General features: G+C 39.4%; 20 protein-coding genes, 1 tRNA gene and 2 pseudogenes. 11 read left to right on the top strand and 12 right to left on the bottom strand.

The genetic code is table 11. The features are described 5' to 3' along the window. The first annotated feature begins 190 nt into the window (after window positions 1-190). Both J655_RS19610 and J655_RS25185 read left to right on the top strand, forming a co-directional pair. Window positions 191-276 (top strand) — tRNA-Leu (locus J655_RS19610). Window positions 277-352: 76 nt separating this feature from the next. After that, complete coding sequence (locus J655_RS25185) at window positions 353-694, top strand: hypothetical protein (protein ID WP_199962073.1); 342 nt, start codon at window positions 353-355, stop codon at window positions 692-694. On the opposite strand, the gene J655_RS19605 is transcribed toward J655_RS25185, so the two are convergent. From J655_RS19605 to rlmE, 4 genes are all read right to left on the bottom strand, one after another. After that, window positions 695-1,009: a DUF5713 family protein gene (locus J655_RS19605; RefSeq protein ID WP_005067609.1), complete on the bottom strand. Its 315-nt coding sequence runs from the start codon at window positions 1,007-1,009 to the stop codon at window positions 695-697. A gap of 134 nt (window positions 1,010-1,143) precedes the next feature. Continuing rightward, on the bottom strand, window positions 1,144-1,995 hold the full coding sequence (gene folP / locus J655_RS19600; protein WP_032007536.1) for a dihydropteroate synthase: 852 nt from the start codon (window positions 1,993-1,995) through the stop codon (window positions 1,144-1,146). 136 nt (window positions 1,996-2,131) lie between these two features. Further along, entirely contained in the window at window positions 2,132-4,027 is a 1,896-nt protein-coding gene (gene ftsH / locus J655_RS19595) for an ATP-dependent zinc metalloprotease FtsH (RefSeq protein ID WP_005803954.1), read from the bottom strand. Between the two features lie 133 nt (window positions 4,028-4,160). Beyond that, window positions 4,161-4,811, bottom strand: a complete 651-nt coding sequence (gene rlmE / locus J655_RS19590; RefSeq protein WP_000235573.1) for a 23S rRNA (uridine(2552)-2'-O)-methyltransferase RlmE — start codon at window positions 4,809-4,811, stop codon at window positions 4,161-4,163. Window positions 4,812-5,010: 199 nt separating this feature from the next. Here rlmE and yhbY point away from each other — a divergent pair, with 199 nt between their 5' ends. Together yhbY and J655_RS19580 are read left to right on the top strand one after the other, a co-directional pair. Then, window positions 5,011-5,334 carry a ribosome assembly RNA-binding protein YhbY gene (gene yhbY / locus J655_RS19585; protein WP_002115576.1) on the top strand — a complete coding sequence of 108 codons (324 nt, stop codon included), beginning with the start codon at window positions 5,011-5,013 and terminating at the stop codon, window positions 5,332-5,334. A gap of 16 nt (window positions 5,335-5,350) precedes the next feature. Continuing rightward, window positions 5,351-5,887 (top strand): DOMON-like domain-containing protein, encoded by a 537-nt coding sequence (locus tag J655_RS19580; RefSeq protein ID WP_032007537.1) that lies wholly within the window; start codon window positions 5,351-5,353, stop codon window positions 5,885-5,887. A gap of 60 nt (window positions 5,888-5,947) precedes the next feature. Here the strand turns inward: J655_RS19580 and J655_RS19575 are convergent, their stop codons facing one another. Both J655_RS19575 and J655_RS24775 read right to left on the bottom strand, forming a co-directional pair. After that, the gene (locus J655_RS19575; RefSeq protein ID WP_005072962.1) at window positions 5,948-6,535 is read right to left on the bottom strand and encodes a hypothetical protein; all 588 of its coding nucleotides are present in this window, start codon (window positions 6,533-6,535) and stop codon (window positions 5,948-5,950) included. Window positions 6,536-6,564: 29 nt separating this feature from the next. Then, window positions 6,565-6,723 (bottom strand): hypothetical protein, encoded by a 159-nt coding sequence (locus J655_RS24775; RefSeq protein WP_002115567.1) that lies wholly within the window; start codon window positions 6,721-6,723, stop codon window positions 6,565-6,567. Window positions 6,724-6,847: 124 nt separating this feature from the next. Between J655_RS24775 and carA the strand changes: the two genes are divergently transcribed. From carA to greA, 3 genes are all read left to right on the top strand, one after another. Next, complete coding sequence (gene carA, locus J655_RS19570; protein WP_032052810.1) at window positions 6,848-7,987, top strand: glutamine-hydrolyzing carbamoyl-phosphate synthase small subunit; 1,140 nt, start codon at window positions 6,848-6,850, stop codon at window positions 7,985-7,987. A gap of 14 nt (window positions 7,988-8,001) precedes the next feature. After that, a complete protein-coding gene (gene carB, locus J655_RS19565; RefSeq protein WP_005067595.1) occupies window positions 8,002-11,232 on the top strand; it encodes a carbamoyl-phosphate synthase large subunit in 3,231 nt (1,076 codons plus the stop codon). Window positions 11,233-11,320: 88 nt separating this feature from the next. Then, a complete protein-coding gene (greA, locus tag J655_RS19560; protein ID WP_002115570.1) occupies window positions 11,321-11,797 on the top strand; it encodes a transcription elongation factor GreA in 477 nt (158 codons plus the stop codon). A gap of 68 nt (window positions 11,798-11,865) precedes the next feature. On the opposite strand, the pseudogene J655_RS19555 reads toward greA, so the two are convergent. Next, a pseudogene (locus tag J655_RS19555) lies at window positions 11,866-12,466 on the bottom strand (TetR/AcrR family transcriptional regulator). A gap of 139 nt (window positions 12,467-12,605) precedes the next feature. Here J655_RS19555 and J655_RS19550 point away from each other — a divergent pair. From J655_RS19550 to J655_RS19540, 3 genes are all read left to right on the top strand, one after another. Continuing rightward, a complete protein-coding gene (locus J655_RS19550) occupies window positions 12,606-12,998 on the top strand; it encodes a RidA family protein (RefSeq protein ID WP_005067589.1) in 393 nt (130 codons plus the stop codon). A 111-nt stretch (window positions 12,999-13,109) separates the two neighbouring features. Next, a complete protein-coding gene (locus tag J655_RS19545) occupies window positions 13,110-13,742 on the top strand; it encodes a CatB-related O-acetyltransferase (RefSeq protein WP_017480486.1) in 633 nt (210 codons plus the stop codon). 121 nt (window positions 13,743-13,863) lie between these two features. Next, window positions 13,864-14,301 (top strand): universal stress protein, encoded by a 438-nt coding sequence (locus J655_RS19540; RefSeq protein WP_017480485.1) that lies wholly within the window; start codon window positions 13,864-13,866, stop codon window positions 14,299-14,301. Window positions 14,302-14,341: 40 nt separating this feature from the next. Here J655_RS19540 and J655_RS19535 read toward each other — a convergent pair whose 3' ends face one another. Then, on the bottom strand, window positions 14,342-15,091 hold the full coding sequence (locus tag J655_RS19535; protein ID WP_032007543.1) for a hypothetical protein: 750 nt from the start codon (window positions 15,089-15,091) through the stop codon (window positions 14,342-14,344). A gap of 25 nt (window positions 15,092-15,116) precedes the next feature. Further along, window positions 15,117-15,446, bottom strand: coding sequence for an MGMT family protein (locus J655_RS19530; RefSeq protein ID WP_002115572.1), 330 nt, complete (start codon window positions 15,444-15,446; stop codon window positions 15,117-15,119). Window positions 15,447-15,527: 81 nt separating this feature from the next. Between J655_RS19530 and J655_RS19525 the strand changes: the two genes are divergently transcribed. Next, window positions 15,528-16,244: a metalloprotease gene (locus J655_RS19525; RefSeq protein ID WP_017480483.1), complete on the top strand. Its 717-nt coding sequence runs from the start codon at window positions 15,528-15,530 to the stop codon at window positions 16,242-16,244. Here the strand turns inward: J655_RS19525 and J655_RS19520 are convergent. The 3 genes and pseudogenes from J655_RS19520 to J655_RS19510 all read right to left on the bottom strand — a co-directional run. Further along, window positions 16,241-17,971, bottom strand: a complete 1,731-nt coding sequence (locus J655_RS19520) for a CapA family protein (protein ID WP_032052809.1) — start codon at window positions 17,969-17,971, stop codon at window positions 16,241-16,243. The genes J655_RS19525 and J655_RS19520 overlap by 4 nt on opposite strands. Then, window positions 17,968-19,623, bottom strand: coding sequence for a hypothetical protein (locus J655_RS19515; protein WP_005803973.1), 1,656 nt, complete (start codon window positions 19,621-19,623; stop codon window positions 17,968-17,970). Before J655_RS19515 ends, J655_RS19520 begins: the two co-directional genes overlap by 4 nt. 147 nt (window positions 19,624-19,770) lie before the next feature. Then, window positions 19,771-24,567, bottom strand: a pseudogene (locus tag J655_RS19510) (beta strand repeat-containing protein); the annotation flags it as partial. Window positions 24,568-24,694: the final 127 nt, after the last annotated feature.

The raw sequence follows: 24,694 nt of genomic DNA, 5'->3' as shown, positions 1-24,694 counted from the left end.
ACCTAAGTTTTAAGCAATGAGTGTCTTAAATTTAGGTAGATAAGATGAACAACTGATCTCAGTTTAATGAACAAATCATGACACAAATTGGTCAATTTATATAAATACCAACAAGAACTGATTGAAAATAAAGCAAACTCTCTGATTTTCTCTTGCCAATCGCGCACTTGTCCTCTATTATTGCGCACATGCCCGGGTGGTGAAATAGGTAGACACAGGGGATTTAAAATCCCCCGCCCACAAAGCGTGCCGGTTCGAGTCCGGCCCCGGGCACCATTTTCAAATATTGAATTTGGTGCTACAAAGAATCCAGCGTATGCTGGTTTTTTTATGCCTAATCAAAATGAATTTTATGATAAGAATATTATTACTCGTTTGCACTACCCTTTTTATAACAAAGGTTTACGCCACAGATCTTTTCTCTGGTACCCTTTCTTTCAAAGACAACAATTGGTATTTTTCACGTTGCTCTATTACCAAAGATGATTATTTAGTTAAAGCACCCGAACAGATAATAGATAAATTTAAAACGCTGGAACAAAAAAGAGAAACTTATTGGGTCAGTTTGTTAGCGGACGCAGATTATCAAGAGAATGGTGTTTTAGTTTTAAAAGTTAAAGAAATAGACGAAATACATTTAAAGGCATCTTGCCACTTGTTAGATGTATTTGAAGATATTGAAAATCGAGAGTAATCACCACTCTCGATTCATCACCAGCTCTTCCATTTCTAGATCTAAATATCCAGCTTCCTGTGCTACCATCATCATTGCTTCAGCAATATAGTCAGCAGCACTATCATCTAACGAAGAATCTAGATCTTCGAACTGAGGTTTCATTTCATTAATTTCAATCACAGTCTGATGAGCATATCGATAGATATCCTGCTCAGCTAAGGCAGGCTTCTGAACTTTTTTAGCAAATTGTTCAATGAGCTGCTTTAGTTCAGCGACCAAAATATCTGGATAATATTCATCATCAAACATCGGGAGAAGTAAGTCTTCGAACATACAAAAGTTTACACAACAGCAAAAACTTGCCGCTTATAACATATTTTCAAAAGAATAACGATATTTTTCCCTGACTCAATCATCTAGCTCATTAAATTAATGAGTTACTACCTGATTTTATAAAGCCTACTTTGCTAGGCTTGTATCATCGCCTTCCAAACTAGAATTGCATCAGTCATTGCTTTGACATCATGCGCTCTAACAATGCATGCTCCTTGCTGAATACTAAGCAAATGCCCCGCAACGCTTCCTACCGCACGCTGATCTGCAGTTGCACCCTTTAATGCTTCACCAATAAAACGTTTACGAGATAGGCCAGATAAAATCGGATAACCCATTTCACCAAGCTTCCAAAATTCTTTTAATAGTCTTAAATTTTGCTGCGCATTTTTTGCAAAACCAAACCCAGGATCAATAATAATATTATGTTTTTTCACGCCCGCATTTAAAGCTTCATTCACGCGCTGCTGGAGTTCCGCTATAACATCTAAGGTTACGTCCGTATATTGGTCTAACTGATTCATTGTAGTCGGCTCACCACGCATATGCATGATCACTACGGGTATATCCAGATCTGCTGCCGTTTTTAAAGCATTGGGACGAGTAAGCGCACGTACATCATTCCAAATATGTGCTCCTGCTTCTTTCGCTGCACGAATAACATCAGGCTGACTTGTATCAATTGATAGAACAATATTATGTTTAGCTAAAGCTTCAACTACGGGCACAACTCTTCGTATTTCTTCTTCTACGCTTACTTCAGATGCTCCTGGACGGGTAGACTCACCACCAATATCAATAATGGTAGCACCTTGCTCTACCATGGCTAGTGCATAAGCAATCGCTTGATCTACTTGATTATGCTTTCCACCATCACTAAAAGAATCTGGTGTGACATTTAATATGCCCATAACGTGAGGCTGTGATAGATCTAACTGAAGCTGTCCACACTGTAAAATCTGTTGAGGCAAAGGCATTAGTTGCATAAAAAGCTCCAGTTTAAAATCAGGCTGTATTTTAGCAATTATCCTCTATATATGGTGTTGATTTGTTTTTAGCTTTTAACAAACTCAAGCCCATAAAAAAAGCCACATGACTGTGGCTTTTTTAATTAACTAATTATTAGTTCATTGCTGGCAATGGTGGTGGTGTAGATGGACCATCTTTTGGTGGTTCAAATGCAGCCACTGGATTTTCAGCAACATATACTTTAGGCGGTTGTGGCTCACGGCCTTCCATAATGTCACGGATTTGATCACGATCAATAGTTTCCCATTCCATCAAAGCTTTTACCATCGCATGTGCAATATCTTTATTACCTTCTAAGATATTACGTGCAACTTTATATTGCTCATCAAGAATACGACGTACTTCTTCATCAACTAACTGTTGAGTTGCTTCAGAAATCGTACGGCTTCCCACATTACCAAAGAAACCATTTTGGTTTTCATCTTCGTAAACCATTACACCCATTTTGTCAGACATACCGTACTTCGTAACCATTGCACGTGCCATTTTAGTAGCTCGCTCAAAGTCATTTGAAGCACCAGTAGATTGCTGTTGGATAAATACTTCTTCAGCAATACGACCACCAAACAAAATTGCAATTTCGTTTAGCATCTTGTCTTTATAGTGGCTAATTTGGTCTTGTTCAGGTAACTGCCAAGTTACACCTAAAGCCCAACCACGCGGCATAATCGTTACTTTATGAACAGGATCTGTACCCGGTAAAATCTCGGCAACAATCGCATGACCCGCTTCATGATAAGCAGTTGCACGACGTTCTTCTTCACGTAAAACCATCGATTTACGCTCTGGTCCCATGTAGATTTTGTCTTTTGCATCTTCAAAGTCATGCATGTCAACAGTGTTCTTATTACGGCGTGCAGCAAATAATGCAGCTTCGTTAACCAGGTTTGCCAACTGTGCACCAGAGAAACCTGGAGTACCACGAGATAGAACTTTAACATCCACACCCGTAACTGAAGGTAATTTTTTCAAATGTACATTCAGAATCTGCTCACGACCACGAATGTCAGGTAAACCTACCATTACTTGACGGTCAAAACGACCTGGACGTAATAATGCTTTATCCAAGACATCAACACGGTTCGTCGCAGCAATTACGATTACACCTTCGTTACCTTCAAAACCATCCATCTCTACAAGCATTTGGTTCAAGGTTTGTTCACGTTCATCATGACCACCACCTGTACCTGAACCACGATGACGTCCTACTGCATCAATCTCGTCAATAAAGATAATACAAGGCGCATGACGCTTCGCTTGCTCAAACATATCACGGACACGGGACGCACCCACACCCACGAACATTTCGACAAAGTCAGAACCTGAAATGCTGAAGAAAGGAACTTTAGCTTCACCAGCAATTGCTTTGGCTAATAACGTTTTACCAGTACCCGGAGGACCAACCATAAGTACGCCACGAGGAATGGTAGCGCCCAAACGTTTGAATTTTGCAGGGTCTTTTAAGAAATCTACAATTTCAACAACTTCTTGTTTTGCTTCATCACAGCCGGCAACGTCAGAAAAATTAACTTTGATTTGGTCTTCAGAAAGCATTTTTGCTTTCGACTTACCAAAACTCATCGGTCCATTTTTTCCGCCTGCACCACCACCCATGTTACGCATAAAGAACATGAATAACAGAATGATTAACAGTACAGGGAAACTAGCAATGAGAAGTTGCATCAAAATGCCTTGACGTTGAGGAGCTGTTCCCTCTACAACAACATTTTGCTTATTTAAGCTCGGCATAAGCTCAGTGTCTTCAACTTGCGGACGAACAGTTTCAAACTGTGATCCGTTAGTTTTTTCACCATTAATATTTAAACCGTCAATTGTGACTTGCTTAATTTGGCCAGCATTCACCGCTGCAACGAAATCTGAGTATTTCATCGCAGTAGGCTTATTGCGGTCACTGATATTACTGAAAATTAAAATCAGAACACCAAGTATTATTAGCCACAATACGGCATTCTTGAAGTAATCGCTCAAAGCTTTATTCCCATATCGATCTAATTTGATCATGCCCAATCTTGGCTGATCGTCATAAAAACAGCAACTGTATTGCTTGCGGATAACCTAAAAGTACAAAATGCACAATTTTTAGGAGCTTGGCAAGTAAACTTTATTGCAATGCTTTCTTACGCCCTTGTCCAACCAAAAAAACTTCTTTAGAGCGCGCCCGAGAAGCTGCTGGTTTTGCTGTCTTTAACACATCAAAACTATCAACCACTTGTTTGCGAAACTCATCGAATCCTGCGCCTTGGAACACTTTAACCACAAACTGTCCATTAGGTCCAAGAACCTTTTGAGCAAAATCTAAAGCCAGTTCACATAAGTAAATCTGTCTAGGTTGATCAACAGCCCTATTACCTGATGTATTGGGGGCCATATCAGAAATTACAATGTCTACTTGTCGCCCATTTAAAATATTTAACAATTTTTCAAATACAGCTTCTTCTCTAAAGTCGCCTTGTAAGAAAGTGACATCAGGCAAAGCATCCATGGGCAAAATATCGGAAGCAATCACTAAACCTTTGCTACCCACAAGTTTTCCAGCAATTTGAGACCAGCTACCAGGAGCTGCACCCAAATCGACTACCGTCATGCCTGGCTTGATCAACTTATATTTTTCTTGGATTTCAAGAAGTTTATATGCTGCTCGCGCACGATACCCTTCCTTTTGTGCTTTTTTTACAAAAGGATCGTCTAGATGTTCCCTCATCCACGCACGACTACTTTTCGACAATTTCTGGTTTGTAATGCGTGTTGCCATAACTCACTAAATATCAAAAAAACTTCTGATCGTTCATTGTACGTGAAAATTACTCTCATTACAGTACGGATGTAGCGTAATCTCACCAAGTTTTACAGTTTTTTTCCAATAATGTTGATCGATTATTTATACAGTTTTTCGTACATCTGAATTTAAGTTTTTTGCTATACTAAGTCGTTTTTAAAATCAGGTATTTTTAATGGCCGCTTTATCTATCCATGAACGTAAACGTTTACGTCAAATTGGTCATGTGCTTAATCCGGTTGTCATGATTGGTGGACAAGGCTTAACAGATGCTGTTATCGAAGAAACTCTTCGTGCTTTAAACGACCACGAACTTATTAAAGTTAAAGTTGCTGGTGAAGACCGTGAAGCACGTACTGCTGTGATTGATGCAATTGTAGAAGCGACTGGCGCAGAAGCTGTGCAAAAGATTGGTAAAATTGTTTTACTTTACAAAAAAGCAGCTAAGCAAAACCAGCATTTGTCTAATCTTGTTCGCCACGCTCATTTAGCAAACTAATTTGATTTGACAAACTATGGCAAGTTACGAACTTTCAGCTTTTGATCGTTTTCATGCTGTTTCTGTTGTTGGCGCAATTGAACAGCAAGGACCGCACACCTTAAATGTCGGTTTTTGGATTCGTGATCCAAATCAACTCATTGTCTGGCCCCAAGAAGTCGCGGCTCATCCGCGTCAGGATTTTTTGTGGGAAGAAACTTGTTTCGAAATTTTTGTTGGCGTGCATGATGAAGATTATTATCGGGAAATTAACCTTTCCCCTTCTCAAGCATGGCAGTCTTATCAGTTTGAAGAATATCGCTATCCAGAAAGTATACCTCCCCTTGCTGCTTACGATATCGAACTGAACCATCTCAAACGTACTCATTATGGCTTAAATGTTAGTCTTGATTTGGGACAATTTATGCAACAGCATCGCTTGAAATGGTCAAACCTTTATTTAGGTTTAACTGCAGTTTTAAAAACCCAAGAAGGTATGCAGTACTATGCAATGCAGCATAGTGGAAAAAGTGCAGATTTCCATAATAAGCGTGACTGGTTACATCAGTTTTAAAAAATAAAAAAGCGAGAAATTAATTCTCGCTTTTTTATAGCTGGCTAAAAGCTAAGATCGTTAGTTATCTCGTGCTTTATTCCAGGCTTCAACTGCATTATTTTTAGTACGCTTAATACTTTCACTTAAAGAATCTTTGTGCTTCAAAGAAATCTGGCTAATATCACCTTTTAATTCTTTACTGACTTTAGTCAAATCTTCGATAAGCGCGTTAATTTCTGCTTTCAAAGCATTTTTAAGTTCAGAAAGTCCTTCTTGTGAAGTGCTAAACTGAGCTTTAATCACATCAAGACGTTGTAGAATATCTTGTTTAATTTGAACAAATTGATTTTGAATATTCTTGTTTAACTCATGAGTTTCAGCTTCAATTTTTTCTTGAGTTTCACTTAAAACTTCTTTGACCTGCTCTTGAGTTTCAGTGATAGCTTCTTTCACCTGAGTTTTCGCTTCTGTAGCAACTTCTTTAATCTGCTCAGTTTTCTCGGCAACACTTTCTTTTACTTGCGCAGTTTTAGCAGTTACTGTTCTTTTCGCTTTAGTTGTAGTAGCAGCTACGGTTTCTTTCACTTCATTCACCTCGGCTTTTACCGAATCAACTACTGCTTGAGCTTTCTCGCTCACATCTTTTGAAACTTGATCATTACTCATGCTATTTCCTCATATTGTTTATTTTTTAACTAGCAATACAATAAATCCAGTTCTAAAAATTCAGCCAGCAAATTGTTAGACAATTTATCAAAAGTAACTGATTCGGATGAGCGGATAATTTTTTTGTAAAAATCAAGCAATGAATTATGTTTTTTAGCAGAAAATAAATAGACTTTTTGAGGTTCCATGCGTATAATGCGCTGTTAAGTTACAAGCGAGCAGACCGATAGGGAGGGGCATGTTTTATCACAACATCGCCTATCTTTTTTGGGTCTACTCGCTTTTTTACAGCCGAAATTCAGGAGCTTTGGTTTGAGCCCCCCCGCCATTTTAGCCCTCGCAGATGGAACGATCTTTAAAGGAACGTCAATCGGCGCAACGGGAAGTACGACTGGAGAAGTCGTTTTTAACACAGCCATGACAGGCTATCAAGAAATTTTGACTGACCCAAGTTATGCACAACAAATTGTGACATTAACTTACCCTCATATCGGAAACACTGGCTGCAATGCAGAAGACGTTGAATCTGGTCGTATCCATAAAGTATGGGCGAATGGTTTAATTATTCGTGACCTTCCTCTACTACACAGTAACTTCCGTGCTGAGCAGTCTTTGAGTGAATATTTGCAAGAACACAATGTTGTTGCAATCGCGGATATTGATACACGTAAATTAACACGTATTTTGCGTGACAAAGGTGCACAAAATGGTTGCATCCTTGCTGGCGAAAATATTACTGAAGAAGAAGCAATTGCCAAAGCTCGTGCTTTTGGTGGCTTAAACGGTTTAGACCTTGCAAAAGAATGTTGTGATTCAACTGGTTTTGAATGGTCTGAAGGTTCATGGACTCTAGGCCAAGGCTTCTCTCAACCTGAATTAAAATATCATGTAGTTGCATACGATTACGGTGTCAAAACCAACATCTTGCGTATGCTTGCAGACCGCGGTTGCAAATTAACCGTTATACCTGCAGAAACTCCGGCTGAAAAAGTATTGGCACTTAATCCGGATGGCGTATTCCTTTCAAATGGCCCTGGCGATCCAGCTGCTTGTGATTATGCAATCGAAGCTGTAAAAACTATTGTTGAAACCACAACATTACCTGTATTTGGTATTTGCTTAGGCCACCAAATCTTGGCACTCGCTTCTGGTGCAAAAACTGTAAAAATGAATCATGGTCACCACGGTGCTAACCACCCTGTACAAAATCTTGAAGATGGTACAGTGATGATTACTTCACAAAACCATGGTTTCGCTGTAGATGCTGAAACTTTACCGGCTAACTTAAAAGCAACGCATAAATCATTGTTCGATGGCACCTTACAAGGGATTCACCGTACAGACAAACCAGCTTTCAGCTTCCAAGGTCACCCTGAAGCAAGCCCAGGTCCACATGATTGTGCCCCATTGTTCGATCATTTCATCGAACTTATCGAAGCATCTAAACAGTAATTAAGGAGCGAATAATGCCTAAACGTACGGATATTAAAAGCATCTTAATTATTGGTGCTGGCCCGATTGTGATTGGTCAGGCATGTGAGTTTGACTACTCAGGTGCTCAAGCGTGTAAAGCACTTCGTGAAGAAGGCTACCGTGTTATTTTGGTTAACTCTAACCCAGCAACCATTATGACAGACCCTTCAATGGCTGATGCAACTTATATTGAGCCAATTACTTGGCAAACAGTTGCACAGATTATTGAAAAAGAACGTCCAGATGCAGTATTGCCAACTATGGGTGGCCAAACTGCGTTGAACTGTGCTCTTGCACTTGATGAGCACGGCGTTCTTGAGAAATATAATGTTGAATTAATTGGTGCAACTAAAGACGCAATTGAGAAAGCCGAAGATCGTAAACTCTTCGATATCGCTATGCGTAAAATTGGCTTGGAATGTCCAAAAGCTGCCATTGCTGAAACAATGGAAGAAGCTTTAGAAATCCAGTCACGCTTTGGTTTCCCAGTAATTATCCGTCCATCATTCACAATGGGTGGTTCGGGTGGCGGTATTGCATATAACCGTGAAGAATTCCTTGAGATTTGTGAACGTGGTTTTGACCTCTCTCCTACTCACCAGTTATTGATCGATGAATCTTTAATTGGTTGGAAAGAATACGAAATGGAAGTTGTTCGTGACAAAAACGACAACTGTATTATCGTATGTGCCATCGAAAACTTCGACCCAATGGGCGTACACACTGGTGACTCAATTACTGTAGCACCAGCTCAAACATTAACTGACAAAGAATACCAATTGATGCGTAATGCTTCAGTTGCAGTTCTTCGTGAAATTGGTGTTGAAACAGGTGGTTCTAACGTCCAGTTCGGTATTAACCCGAAAGACGGACGTATGGTTGTGATCGAGATGAACCCTCGTGTATCTCGTTCATCTGCACTTGCTTCTAAAGCAACAGGTTTCCCGATTGCTAAAATCGCAGCAAAACTTGCTGTTGGTTATACCCTTGATGAATTGAAAAATGACATCACTGGTGGCGTGACTCCTGCAAGCTTCGAACCATCAATTGACTATGTTGTAACGAAGATTCCTCGTTTTAACTTCGAGAAATTCCCGCAAGCTGAACCAGTTCTTACCACTCAGATGAAATCTGTTGGTGAAGTGATGGCAATTGGCCGTAACTTCCAAGAATCTGTACAAAAAGCATTACGTGGTCTTGAAGTTGGTGTAAGCGGTTTTGATGAAAAAATCGAAGCTGGTGCAACAAATGCAAAAGAAATTATTCTAAAAGAACTTAAAGTTCCGGGTCCTGAGCGTATCTGGTATGTAGCGGACGCTTTCCGTCATGGTTTCTCTTTAGATGAAGTTTTTGAAGCGACTAAGATTGACCGCTGGTTCCTTATTCAGATTCAAGACATCGTTAAAACTGAAGCTCAAGTGAAAACTTTAGGTTTTGGTGACTTAAACGCTGACAACATCCGTTCGTTCAAGCGTAAAGGTTTATCTGACCTTCGTATTGCTCACCTCATGGGCATTTCACAAAAGCAATTCCGTAAACAACGTTGGAACTTGGGTGTTTATCCAGTTTACAAACGCGTTGATACATGTGCAGCAGAGTTTGAATCTGGTACTGCATACATGTATTCAACTTACGATGAAGAATGTGAAGCAAATCCATCAAACCGTGACAAGATCATGGTCATTGGTGGTGGTCCAAACCGTATTGGTCAAGGTATCGAATTTGACTACTGCTGTGTACACGCTGCATTAGCTATGCGTGAAGACGGTTACGAAACAATCATGGTGAACTGTAACCCTGAAACTGTTTCTACCGACTATGACACATCTGACCGTCTATACTTCGAACCTGTAACACTTGAAGATGTACTTGAAATCGTACGTACAGAGAAACCTAAAGGCGTAATCGTACAGTACGGCGGTCAAACTCCGCTTAAATTGGCACGTGCTTTAGAAGAAGCAGGCACTCCAATTATCGGTACATCACCAGATGCGATTGACCGTGCTGAAGACCGTGAACGTTTCCAACAAATGATTCAACGTTTACAGCTTCGTCAACCAAACAACAGCATTGTAAAATCTGCTGAAGAAGGTATTTCTGAAGCTGCAAAAGTAGGTTATCCGCTTGTTGTTCGCCCATCTTATGTATTAGGTGGTCGTGCAATGGAAATCGTATATAACGAAGAAGAACTTAAACGTTACCTTCGTGAAGCAGTTCAAGCATCTAATGAAGCCCCTGTTCTTCTTGACCGTTTCCTAGATGACGCAACTGAAGTTGATGTTGACTGTGTATCTGACGGTAAAGACGTTGTGATCGGCGGCATCATGCAGCATATCGAACAAGCGGGTATTCACTCAGGTGACTCTGCATGTTCAATTCCTCCTTATTCTTTATCTAAAGAAATTCAGGATGAAATGCGTCGTCAAACAATTGCGATGGCGAAAGAACTTGGCGTTGTTGGCTTGATGAACGTTCAGTTCGCTGTAAAAGGTGACGATATTTACGTTCTAGAAGTTAACCCACGTGCTTCACGTACAGTTCCATTCGTATCTAAGTGTATTGGTGATTCTTTAGCGAAAGTTGCTGCGCGCTGTATGGCAGGTCAATCTCTTGAGTCTCAAGGATTTACTAAAGAAATCATTCCAACTCACTTTGCTGTGAAGGAAGCCGTTTTCCCATTCGCTAAATTCCAAGGCGTAGACCCTATGCTTGGACCTGAGATGAAATCTACAGGTGAAGTGATGGGCGTAGGTAAAACATTTGGTGAAGCATTCTATAAAGCTGTTTTAGGCTCAAATGAACGCTTACCTGGTTTACCAACTGAAGGCGAAGTAAAGCATGCTTTCTTATCAGTACGTGAATCTGACAAGAAATATATCGCTGATATCGCTAAGAAATTAGTTGAATATGGCTTCAAGCTTGTTGCAACAGGTGGTACTTACCAAGTGCTTAAAGAAGCAGGTTTAGAATGCGAATCTGTAAATAAAGTTACTGAAGGTCGTCCACATATTGTTGACCGCTTGAAAAATGGTGAAATACACCTTATTGTCAATACCACTGAAGGTAAACAGGCTCAATATGACTCTGCAATGATTCGTCGTGCTGCCCTACAAGGCAAAGTGTATTACACAACGACCATCAATGGCGCAGAAGCTGTTTGCCAAGCCTTTGCTGTGAAATTGCCAATGGATGTATACCGCTTGCAAGATTTAACTGTAGGTTAATTTTTTTACCGATAAGTCCCGTCACCTTATCGGTGGCGGGATTTTTTCATTTTTTTAACTGTGTTTTCTCAACTTAAGAGGGACCGAAATGCAACGTTATCCAATGACCCCTGAAGGTAAAATCGCCTTAGAGAAAGAATTACAACATCTGAAATCTGTTGAACGTCCACGTATTACTCAAGCAATTGCTGAAGCACGTGAACATGGGGACTTAAAAGAAAATGCAGAATACCATGCTGCTCGTGAACAGCAAGGTTTCTGTGAAGGACGCATCCAAGATATCGAAGGAAAATTGGGTGCTTCACAAGTCATCGATGTTAAGGACTTAGAACAAAACGGTCGTGTTGTATTCGGTGTTACGGTAACGATTGAAAACCTTGATACTGAAGAACGCAAGACTTATAAAATTGTTGGTGATGATGAAGCTGATTTTAAAATCAATAAAATCTCAGTGAACTCACCAATCGCACGTGGCCTTTTGAGCAAGAGTGAAGGTGATGAAGTAAAAATCGTTACTCCTCAAGGCGAAGTGGAATATGAAATCGTAAGTGTAGAATATCTTTAATTTATAAATAGATATACTTAAACTATAAAACCCCTCAATTGAGGGGTTTTTTATATTTCAGACAAATATTAAAAAAGTTCACTATGCATTTTTTAAAAAGCCTGATGCAAAGATTTTAAAAGCATTTAAGGCTTCAGGAAGTACCTGTTCAGGATATTCACTAGAAGCCACCCATAATGCAGCGTTCATGGCAGCCCCATTTAAAAGCACTGCTGCCGCTTCTGGGTCTACAATTTTAATTTGTTCTGCTGTCAATAGCTGTTCAACACACTCACGGGTAGACTGCAGACATCTATTTTGACTTGGCCAATGCGCTGGATCGCCCAGCACTGCAGGTCCATCACGTAACACAATACGCTGAAACTCAGGATTTAAAGCATTTTGAATATAGGTCTGCCCTTCAAGTAGCAATCCTTCCCAAAGATCACCAGGCTGCTCTAAATGCTGCTGGGCATATTCTGCCATCTGTGAATCAATTTGATCGACCACTGCAGCAAATAAACCACGCTTGTCACCAAAATGATGGTACAGCGCCCCACGGGTCAACCCTGCTTCTGCCGTGAGTTTATCCATTGAAGTATCTGTATAGCCATATTCAGCAAATGCACGACGTGCTACTTCAATCAGTTTCTTGCGGGTTTCCGCCATCTTTTGTTCACGAACAGACATGTATTTCACCAGCTAATCATCACAAAAAATTTTAATTGACATACGCCTCGTATGTCAATTATGTTTACATACGAAGCGTATGTGAAACCTGAGCGACATTTACTGATTGGTATTTAAATACTGAAGGAGAACAAACCTGATGAGAACTGCAATATTTCCTAAAGACCGCCATGCCTTATATGAACAGCATGGTTATTCAGCCGCAATTCAATCGAAAGATTTACTCTTTGTTTCAGGACAGGTTGGTAGCCTTGAAGATGGCTCACCTGTACCTGATTTTGAAAAACAGGTGATCCAAGCTTTTAAGAACTTAGCAGAGACACTGAAAGCAGCTGGTTGTACTTTCGATGATATTATTGATGTCACCACCTTTCATACCGATCCAGAACGGCAGTTTGAAAGCATTATGAAAGTTAAAAATCAGATCTTTACACAAAAGCCTTATCCTAATTGGACCGCTGTGGGCGTAACTTGGTTAGCAGGCTTTGATTTTGAGATTAAAGTTATTGCACGTATTCCTCATAATAATTAGTTCAAATTAGCACTTACTTTAACATTCGATTCACTGGCTGGGCTGAGATTATGGGTTCAGCTTGAATCGCAATTCGGTATAATGGCGTATTCTCTTTTTTATATTTCCCTTATGGCTGAAAAGTTAATTGGCTCCCCTGTTCGTCATTGGTGCGAATTTGAGTTTATTTCCAAAACTGTGAGAAATCCAAATATCCATATTAAAGGAAATTATTCTTACTATTCGGCGTATTGGGATCAAGGCTTTGAGCGTTGTGTAGTACGTTATTTACATGACAAGCCCTCTACTCCAGACAAGCCAATTGATCAGATTTATATTGGTAATTTTGTTTGTTTTGGCGCTGAGTGTGTGATCATGATGGGTGGTAATCAACTTCACAGACCAGACTGGGTTTCAACTTTTCCTTTTGATACTCGTAGTTTTTTGGCAGCGGGTGATACTGTTATTTCTGATGGCTGCTGGATTGGTAGCCGTGCAATGATTATGCAAGGTGTCAAACTCGGTGAAGGCGCAGTGGTCGCCACTGGAGCCGTAGTAACTAAAGATGTTCCTCCCTATGCAATTGTAGGTGGAGTGCCTGCGAAAATTATTAAATATCGCTTTCCTCAAGAACAAATCGACAAACTACTTGCTTTAAAACTTTATGATTTAGATGAGAAGCAAATTTTGAAAATACGTGAATATCTTCAAACTGACGATATTGATGCTTTATCTACACATATAAAAAATTTGCGCAATTTATAAAAATTTATCTAAAAAATTTGTTGTTATAAAATCACAAATGATTACGTGCTTGAATTTAAATCGTCAAAAAATAAGTATAAAGTATTAATAAATAAGCATCATTACAATAAGGAAAATACTCATGTTATATCAACATATTTTGGTACCAATTGACGGTTCTGAAACTTCTATGGTCGCCATGAAAGAGGCCATTAAGCTGGGAAAAGCGTTAAATAGTAAAATTACAGTTGTACAAGTGATGGCACTTGACCCATTTATTGCTGATGTCTACGTAAAAACTGGCCAAACTAATGAGTTGATTGAACGTACAAGAACTTATTTGCTCGACATTTTAGAAAAAGCAAAACAAGAATTTGCCAATGAAGGCGTTACCGTTGAAACAAAACTGCTAGAAGGTTTTGTTGTACATGAGGAAATCATTCAGGCTGCTCAAGACTTAAATGCAGATCTGATTGTCATGGGTTCTCATGGCCGCACGGGAGTCCGAAAACTCGTGTTGGGAAGTGTTGCACAAAAAGTTTTAGGGGAAAGCCATATTCCTGTGTTAATTGTTCGCTAAAGTGAGACGCCTGTCTGGCTAAAGTGAGCAAGATAGGCTTCTATTTCTTAAAAGGCATAACCTCTTCACGCGATTGCTCAACCGTTATTGTTTTTTTACTTTTGAAAGCTTCCCAAGAATAATTTTTATAATTTAATTGCCATAAATAATATGGTTGTCCCACATCTTTAAATTGAATGTTTAGTATCATCCATGCCTCATCATGACAATGGGGCGATTTTTTATAATCTTGTTCTGAAAAACATGCTCGAATCATTTCTCGTGAAGAAAAAGCAATATCTTTTAGTGCAACTTGATACTCCCCATGAGGTTTGAGCTTAATGAAGTCAGCATTTTCTTCAAAACGCCCTCCTCCTGAGTAACCCGTAAACCATCTATTAACTACTGCGATTGCAAACTCATTTTTATTTAAGGGATATAAAGCTGGAAAGATTTGTAATCCATCTGGTCCCAAATCATCGTTATGAGGCTCTTTATTATGATGTTGATAATCTTTAAAGTCCCATTGATCAACTACTTTATATTGATTATTTTGCTTCTTAACCTGAACAATTTGTGGACTTTCATCTATTAGGTAATAAATCGAATCTTGCGTATTTTTTCCCTTCCACAGGATAGCTTCACCACTGCATTTCTGTCTCAGTTGCTTGCATATCAAATCTATGTCTTGCTGAGAAGCCTTTATATTTATAAAAGGTTGAGTTGAAATATCCTTTTCAGCATAACTCACCTGTGCCATCAAACTTAAAAGTAATACTGCTCCACTACACCATTTATTATTCTTTTGCATGTGTATTTACTCTCTAACATAAGTATTAAGGCTGCCAAGCAAACTGCTTTAAGTCAACTTTACCATTTAACAAATAAACACCTTCAGCTTCCAATTTTAATTGCTGAATATTTTCACCTTTTTCATTAAATTTACTTAGGCTAATTTTGCCTTGAGAATTAATCACACGATACCAAGGAACTTGATGATCAGCTTCAAGATGTTTCAAAACATAGCCCACTAATCTCGCATGTTTTGGTAATCCTGCCATACGAGCCACTTGTCCATAGGTTGCAACTTTTCCGTAAGGAATCAAAGCAATGACTTCTAAAATTTGCCGATGTAGTTCATACTGAGTTGTCAAAATGGACTCCATAAAAATTGACATCATTCATATCATATAAAAAATTTTGAACAAAACTAAATGCAATCCAAGGTGGGCTTGAGGGAAATCTGCATGAAAAAAACATTACTAGTGATTACTGGCACTTTACTATGCGTTTCTTGTACTACACGCCCTCCTCTTCCTTTAGGAGAAACACCTAAAGTCTCTACAGATGGCCGCCCTATTATTCCAGTCACTTTTGTTTTTACAACCAACTCTCCCGAAGCTACAAAGTTTGATAATTATCAACAGATGCGTAAGGAAATTAAAATATTAAATAAATACTATGTAGATGATAAAAATAATAAAATTTTTAAATTTAAATTACATCGTTATATTCCTTATGAAGAGTTTTCAAAATTACATTGTGATTTAAAACAACAGATTAATCAGCCCTACCCAATTACGAATGAAACTATCCCTGCCAGTGTAAATACGTGTTTTCCGAAACGAACTGCAAGTAAAGAAGTGATTGTTTTTATTTATGATGCCTACTCAACGAAATGGAAATTTGAAGATGTAACGAGTAGAGCCTTTCGTAATAATGGCAAACCCTTTATTTTATTAGACTGGAACCGCCTCAATTATAATATTCAGGCTGGTAGCGTGCATGAAATGGGACATGTTTTTGGTCTAAAACATGTTTGTGCACCAAAAGCTACAAAACGTACTCCAACAAACATCATGGCAAGCGCCGAATGTAAATTAGGCAGTGGTGGCTTAAGAAATTTAGGATTTACGCCAGTACAACTTCAAACTATTTTATCGACATACAAACAATATCCCTAAAATTTAATTTCAATATATGGCCCTAAGTTATCTTGGGTAGCGATGTAATTTTCAAGGGTCAGTGAAGATGTCATGTAAGTACTAGCTTTTAAGAAATCTTCAGCATCTACTGGATACGGCTGCCAAAATGTTTTCAAATTATTGATGTAAATTGGATAAAGACGAAGTAAGTCTTTTGACAAATCTAACCTTGCTATACAGCCAAATGGTAAAGCATTATGTTTTTCATATTCGCCATTGCTATTAAACACAGCATTGCCAATACCAAACACGACTGGCTTTTGGTTGATGATCTGGATAGGTTGAATAGTATGAGCACCATGACCAATGATCAGGTCAGCACCAGCTTGGGTTAAAATCGCAGCAAGCTTATTCTGCTCTTTTGTAATGGGCTTAAAGTCGACACCCCAATGGCAAATAACAATAATTTTATGTTCAGGATGAGCCAGCCTATAGCGACCTATTTGTTCAAGCAAAACACCATTTAAACACGCCACTCCACTCTTATGACCTAAAGCATAAAAATTATAATCGAGATAGGGAGTGTCTCTGTGCCAGTATCCGTTAAAAATAGCATAGCGCTTATTTTCAAAAGAGAGTTCAAAGTAGTTATGAGCATCTTTTTGGTTTACGCCAGCACCAATATAAGAAATGTTAGCCTGATCCAACTGTTGTAATGTATAGGTCAGCCCACGATCCCCATAGTCTTTTAGATGGTTGTTTGCCAACACCACATGATTAAGGTGAATATTTTTGAATGCTGCTAATGTTTGTTCAGCATCAGCTTTAAGAATAAAAGACTTTTTATGGCCTAAAGGAGATTGGTTTTCTAAAGAAAATACCGCTTCAAAGTTAGCAATATTTAAGTCATGTTCACCTAAAAAAGCTTTTATTTTTTTAAAAGAATAGTCATATCCATATTGCTGCAGAGCATCCGTTTGTCCTCTCGCCTTACGCTTTTTAGTGTAGATTTCCCCAAAGTAGGTATCCCCCAAAATGTTAATAATGCCACTTGGAGCAGAGCAAACTTTAGGTTGTACGTTCTGTGCTTGAAAACAAGCATAGTAAGGAACCTGGTGCTCAGCACGATGAATATCATCTAAGAATAAAAAGAAACCGATCGTTTGGTTTTCTTCCAAGAACGTCAGATAAATTTTTCTAAATGAGTTTGTAAGATATAAGACCTCTACTACATTCTGTCCCATTAATGGTGTCTGAGGGAGATAAGACTTTCCTTGAAAATTCAGCTCTTTTATAAAGAATACTTTTTTTATTTCATTGGGATAGCTATAAATTTTTCTGAGCAATAAAAACAAATGCTTTAGCTGATTTTGGGTAGCTTCATTTTTTAATTTTAAGTTATAGGCAGCGGCTCTTTTAGAGAAAATTAAAGATGCTTGCTCATTTGTACCGCAAAGCATATTGCTTAAAGCTTCCTTTACATCTACGGCTTGAGTAAAAATTATGAACTGCAATAACTCTGTAAATGTGTAAATTTCAGATGTTTTTAAACCTAAGTTTTGCTGTCCAATTTGCTCACTCATTTTTTGTGGCACAATATAGACATCTTGAGCCTGCACTTTTTTTTGTTGAAATTGTTCTAGTGCATAGTCGATTAGAAGTAATGTTGAAATATCATCGTCGAATTCGAATTGCCATAAAGCTTCATCGAAACTTGTAGTGTCGATATGTGCTAATAATTTGATTTCAACGGGTTGATACTTCATGACTCATCACCTTTGTAATCTTTTACATAAGCGATGTAGCCTGATAAATTATGCTCTTGGTCATCAATCCGTACTCGGAAACGATCATGGCGAATATAAAAAGCATGTAAAATTTTATCTGGCCGTGCCATATACATCGCCATTTCCGGATAAAAAAAGCCTGTCGTTTGAAAATCAGCTCTGAATTCAATTAATTTTTGAAGCTCAGGCATATAAGCTTGCTCAAAAAGTGCTGTGTGCCCCTGCTCTTTTAAACGGTTCACCATTTTATAAGCAGCCATTAACATTTCTAGTAAAGTCGCATAAGTCGTTTTTCGATTGCGAATAAAAATAAAATGTTTTAAATAATTATTTAAACCAAAAATAAAATATTTATCTTCAGGGCATATTTTAGTGAGTTCATTTGTACAATAACTTAACCAATGATCATGGTATTTTTCATATCTCTTTTCAATAAAACATTCAAACATTAATTTAACAGTTTCTAATAATCTAGAATCTTGGTTGATTTGATATAACCTTAATAAAGCTAAAGCAGCTTCACCATCATAATAAATAATTCTGAATTTTTCTTTTAAATCATAATCTGGATAATTTAATACGTGAGTTGTTGAGCCATTTGAATCGACTAATTTTAAAATACCATTTGCAAGTTTCTCTGCATATTTTTGATAATCAGTTTTTTGAGTAATTTCTTGATATTTAGTGAACATTAAAATAGCAGCAGCATTGGCACCTAATTTAATTTCAAATTCCCCTTCTTTACCATCAATCATAAAAGCAGTTTCTGAGTCTTTTTCTTTATAAAAGTTGGTCAGTGCATATTGGATAGCAGCATGTATCTTGGGCCAATATTCTGGTTTGCTCTGCACTTCAAATGTTTCCAGCAACGCATACACCGAGGTACAGTGGCGTACCGTATTATAGTTACGAATATCTCGATCATAAGCAGAAAAATAGCCATAGATAAATTTGCCATTTTCTTGAATTTGATCATGCAAAAATGCCGAATTTTTTTCAATTAACGACTGAAAATGCTGTTTCTTATTGCTCGAAATCGCCCTGATACCATTCGCATCATAACCGCTCGCTAAATTAATGAATTGCCCATTTTCATAAAATGCTGCGTAGGTATCAAAAGTCCAAATGTCTTGTAGCTCTTGTAGTTTAATCTGTGGTTTAGTCGCGTTATATTTTTGCTTAATTGAATAATTCAGATTTGTTTCATCAAAAAAGTTGGGTTTGTCATAGCTCAAACCTCGTATAATTGCCTTTCCATAAATCTCTTGCTCAAGAAAAGCTACTGAACAGTGTTCATCAAACCCAATACCTTTACGGTAGTGGTTGTTGTGAAATTGATGATGGACTTGCTGCTCTACTACTTTCCAAGCTTGTTTCGTTAAATTATATGCAACATCAATTTTTATATAATCAGTAAGTAGTTCCTGTGCAAACTGATCATTAATGAAAGCTAATAATTGTATTTTTGCTTGTGAAAAGCTTGTTTTTTTACTATGCCATACGTTACATCTTTGGTCTTTAGGCCCATAAGATATAAATAAAATCGTCTTCTTTTGAAGATCTGAAACATGGGGAGCGATATGTTCTAACCAAAGGTTCAGTTGTCTTTGGAAGTTTAAAAATGCTTTCACTCGAAATCAGTCCCTATCCGTTGTTTGTTGTTCTATAAAGTTTTCAATCCATCATAGCATGAACATGTAAAAAGCTAAGTTAACGTATTGTTTAGACATAAAAAAAGAGCCCGAAGGCTCTTTTTTTTCTATAAGTCGATTGTCAGATTAGAAAATGATTTGACCATTGTTGATCAAGTCATTCAATGTGACTGGACCAGTGAGGTTAGTCAATTGAAGCAATGGTGTTTCAGTGTAAGTACCTTCTACAAGTAATCCACCATCACGGTCTACGCTGATTGTCGCAGTTTGAGTACCAGCATCATAACTTACTGTCACATATTGACCGATTGTTAAGTTAGTTTGAGAACCAATTAACAAGTTACTTAAGTCAATCTTATCAGCTTGATCATCTGTTGCAGTATCACCTACATGGAAGTCAGTCCATACATCTACACCACCACCTGTTGTGTTACCACCAGTTGCATCAGTGACACTTGCAGCTGTTAATGTGTTGTAGATCAAGGTATCAGAGCCATTACCGAGAGCAAATGTATCATTTGCCGCAGTACTTACCGCAAGGCTATTCAACTCTTGACTCAAGTTAATCGTCAATGTAGAGGCATATTCACTACCATCAATCACTGAAACCAACTTGTAATCAATCACATCAACAGTCGCATTTGCCGCGCTATCTAATGGTTTATAGAAGTAAGAACCATCATTGTATAGATACAATGTGCCTTCACCTGTATTCACTCCTTGACCAGCAGCTAGCTCATAAGTGCCAGTTGTTGAGTTCATTACATAGAGCTGAGTACCTTCTACCACATCATTAGTAAGAACGTTGCCAGTAATCCAGTCTGTTTGACCATCTGGTGTGTATTGGTCTAGATGAGTCGCTGTAGTTGTTACTACAGAATCTAGAGTTACTACACCTAATGAAAGCACACTTGATAAACTGAATACAACTCGATAAGTACCTGCTGTTAAATGAGGAACATCTGCCGAGAATGCCGGAGCACCCAAAACACCTGCTAATGCTGTTGCAGAACCAGAGTATGCTGTATCTACCCATGTTCCACCAACGAACTGCTGAATTGTATATCCAGTTGTTGGGAAAGCAGAAAGACTCAACGTTGCAGTGTAATTTAACTGTACATGTACATCGCTTACTGTATTAGCAGCAATCACAAACTGGTCTGAGGTTACAGTACTACTGAGCACAGGAAGTGGAATTGGGAAACCGACTAAGTTACCAATGGTCACATTACCACTTAACACGTCTACAGCAGGATCTACCACTGGTTCCATACTGATTGTTGCATCATCTGTATCAGGTGTTACTGATGGCGTTGGAAGAGTAGCATCTGCCGAAGGATCTGCTGTATTCCAAGTGACATCAACATCTGGCGAACCAACTTGAACATGTAATGTCGCGGTATCAGTTCTGCCAGTCACTGGATCTGTCACTGTGTAAGTGAAGCTATCAACTTTACCTACATTCGCCATATCCGCAGTTGCCTGATAACTATAAGTACCATCTGCATTAATAGTCAGAGTTCCGTATACCCCAATAACCGTTGCTGGAGTACCCGCTACAACTGTAGTTGTATTACCATTTTCAGCTGTAACAGCAGTTACTACTGAAGTTGTCGTAATGTAGTCCGGCACATAGTTTGTACCGTAAACCGCAGAGTTATCATCAGCAAGTACATTACCAGTTACAGGGTCAACAACCAGTACAGGCGGTTGAGTGATATCACCGTGATTCAGTGTGATATCCGCAGTAACACTACCTAGAGCTGTAAGTAATGTGTTGCTTTCCATGAACAACTCATAAGTACCGGCACTTAAGTTATCAATCTTGAATTGAACTTCGGAACCAAAGATACCTAACAAGTCAATTACGCCAGTATCAGAACTATCCGCAACTACAGTACGAGTGCCATCTGGATTTACTCGTGTTAATACCACATGTAAACCGTCGACAACCGTAGCAACCGAACCAAAGTTCACTGCAATGATGGCGTCAGTCAGATTACCTGGATCAACTGTAAATGTCGCTGTACCTTCTCTAGAACCGATAACGATACCACCTACGCCGAGTAACCAGTTATAGCTGATCGCATTATCAAGTACCTCAGTTGTTACAGGATAAACCATGTCTATTTCAGCCGAAGCAACGTTATCCATTGCATCTACTGGAAGCGGGCTAGTAATTACAGCTGGTTGAGATGGATCTGCATCGTTCCAAGTCATATCTACACTGTTACTATCGAGACGAACGTAAAGTGTTGCCTCAGAAGTGTTACCTGTTACAGGATCAAGCAAGGTGTAGGTAAATTGATCTACCTGACCTAGGTTTGCTCCGTCTACAGTTGGAGTATAGGTGTAGTTACCATCTTGGTCGATCACCAATGTACCGTATGTACCGGTGATTGTTGCACCAGCAACTGGATCAACCGCAACACCATTCACTTGAGAAATCACAGCACTGCTGCTTGCTGCATCAACTTCACCAGTGAGACTTGCATCTTTGATGACATTACCAGAGATCGGTTCAACAGAGTAACCTGCCACGATGTATGGATTATAGACATCCATCGTACCAGTTAATGTTCCGCCTAAACCTACACCGACTAAACCTTCATATCCAATGAATGCACGGTACTGACCAGCATCCAATCCTTCAAGAACAGCTGTTGGCGTACCACCGATAAGTGATAGATCAATGAGTGATGCTTCTGGGTTAGTACCACCAATCGATACCCATTCACCTGTTACTTCATCAAATTTCTGAACAACAATCGCATAATCGCTGAGTAAATCTGCTGTGATTATGGCATCGAATGTGAACGTTGCTGTACCTTCACGGTTCGGATCAACAGTAAATTCAATTGCTTCATCAGCGAGTAATTGTAAATCCAGACCAGCTAACGATACAGCTACAAGATAATTCGCACTACCTAACGCTACATCATCAGCAACAAGCAATGGCTCTGGATTAATTTCTGCGGTTACAACATTATCCACCGCGTTCACAGAGCTCAATTGAATATTGAGATTTGCTTGAGCCGTATCACCAGTTACAGGATCAGTTAATGTGTAGACAAATACATCTGTTTGACCTACGCCTGCTGCACTTGCAGTAGGAGTATAAGTGTATGTACCGTCTGGATCGATTACCAAAGTACCATACAACCCGTTGATCACAGTATCTACCGCTGTAACAGGCTGACCATTTACCGCTGTAACTACAGTCGTAGGAGTTACGATGTCTATTTCACCACTGGTATTGATATCAGTAATAACATTACCATCGGCAACTTCGGTGTAGTATCCACCTACTTGTGTTGTGTCATAAACATCCATTGTGCCTGTTAAGGTGCCAAGTAAACCAATACCTAGAAGACCGTTGTAAGTCATGAATGCACGGTATTGACCTTCTTCTAACCCATCAATCACTACACCAGGTGTTGAACCTAGTAAAGTAAGATCAAGAATATCCGCTTGGCCACCACCATAAATCGCAGTCCATTGACCTGTTGCTGTATCAAATTTCTGAACAACTAGAGAGTAATCAGATAATGCATCCACTCCAATTAAAGCACTATAAGTAAAGGTCGCATTGCCTTCTTGACCAGCACCTACTGTAAAATCAATTGCTTCAGAACCAAGTTGTAAATCAAGTCCAGCCAGTGAAACCAAGGCTAGGTAAGTTTCACTACCTAAAGAGGCATCATCTTGTACAAGCAATGGTTGAGGTGCAAGTACAGCTGTATCAGTGTTATCGAAAGCAATGATAGAGCTTGCAAGAGTATAAGTTTGCGTATCTTGAAGTGTACTAGCGTTTCCTGCGAGGTCTGTGAATGTCGCAGTAGCATCAACAGTTAAGTCTGAATCTGCTGCAAGACCACTACCAGCTACATCAACTGTCCAAGTACCTGCTACGGCATCAACTGTGGCTGTATAGTCAACACCATTTACAGTAACCACAACACCTGTTGTTACTGCATCTGTAGGGATGTTGGTCAATGTACCTGTTAAGGTCACTGATCCACCAGCTTCTGTCGCATCCAAGATGTTATCAGCAGTAACTGGGTCAATTGCTAACACAGTTGTAGTGATATCAGGTGGAGTAACATCTAGAGTTACCGTTACATCTGCATCTGCAACATCAAGGTTACCTTGTGCATCTACAGCCTCAGCATGAATCACAATCTGACCAGTCACAGGATCTGCTGCTGTTGCGGCAAGAGTCGCTGTAATGAAGCCGTTTGCAAGGTCAGCTGCTGTCACGGTGTAGTTAGTACCGTTCACATTCACCACCGTGCCATCGATTGCATCTGGTCCCAACGCCACTTGTGCATTGAAGGTGCCGTCTGTACCTAGTTCGTCTGCATTTAAGATACCGTCGCCATTTAAGTCTTCAGGAATCGTGATCGCACCGATCAGGTCTGCAGGCAAGGTATCTACAGTCACGGTGATATCTGCATCAGCAACATCAAGGTTACCTTGTGCATCCACTGCTTCTGCATGGATGGTCACAGGGCCTTCGCCTGTTACAGGAATCGCTGCAGTGATGAAGCCGTTTGCAAGGTCAGCTGCAGTCACGGTGTAGTTCACACCGTTCACATTCACTACTGTGCCGTCGATTGCATCAGGTCCCAACGCCACTTGTGCATTGAAGGTACCGTCTGTGCCTAGCTCGTCTGCATTTAAGATACCGTCGCCATTTAAGTCTTCAGGAATCGTGATCGCACCGATCAGGTCTGCAGGCAAGGTATCTACAGTCACGGTGATATCTGCATCTGCAACATCAAGGTTACCTTGTGCATCCACTGCTTCTGCATGGATGGTCACAGGGCCTTCGCCTGTTACAGGAATCGCTGCAGTGATGAAGCCGTTTGCAAGGTCAGCTGCTGTCACGGTGTAGTTGGTACCGTTGATATTCACCACTGTGCCATCGATTGCATCTGGTCCCAACGCCACTTGTGCATTGAAGGTGCCGTCTGTGCCAAGCTCGTCTGCATTCAAGATACCGTCGCCATTCAAGTCTTCAGGAATCGTGATCGCACCGATCAGGTCT

Origin of the sequence: Acinetobacter sp. 1294243 (assembly GCF_000588015.1) — a bacterium.
GTDB classification, from domain to species: Bacteria; Pseudomonadota; Gammaproteobacteria; order Pseudomonadales; family Moraxellaceae; genus Acinetobacter; species Acinetobacter pittii.
This window is presented reverse-complemented; position numbering and strand designations above follow the sequence as displayed.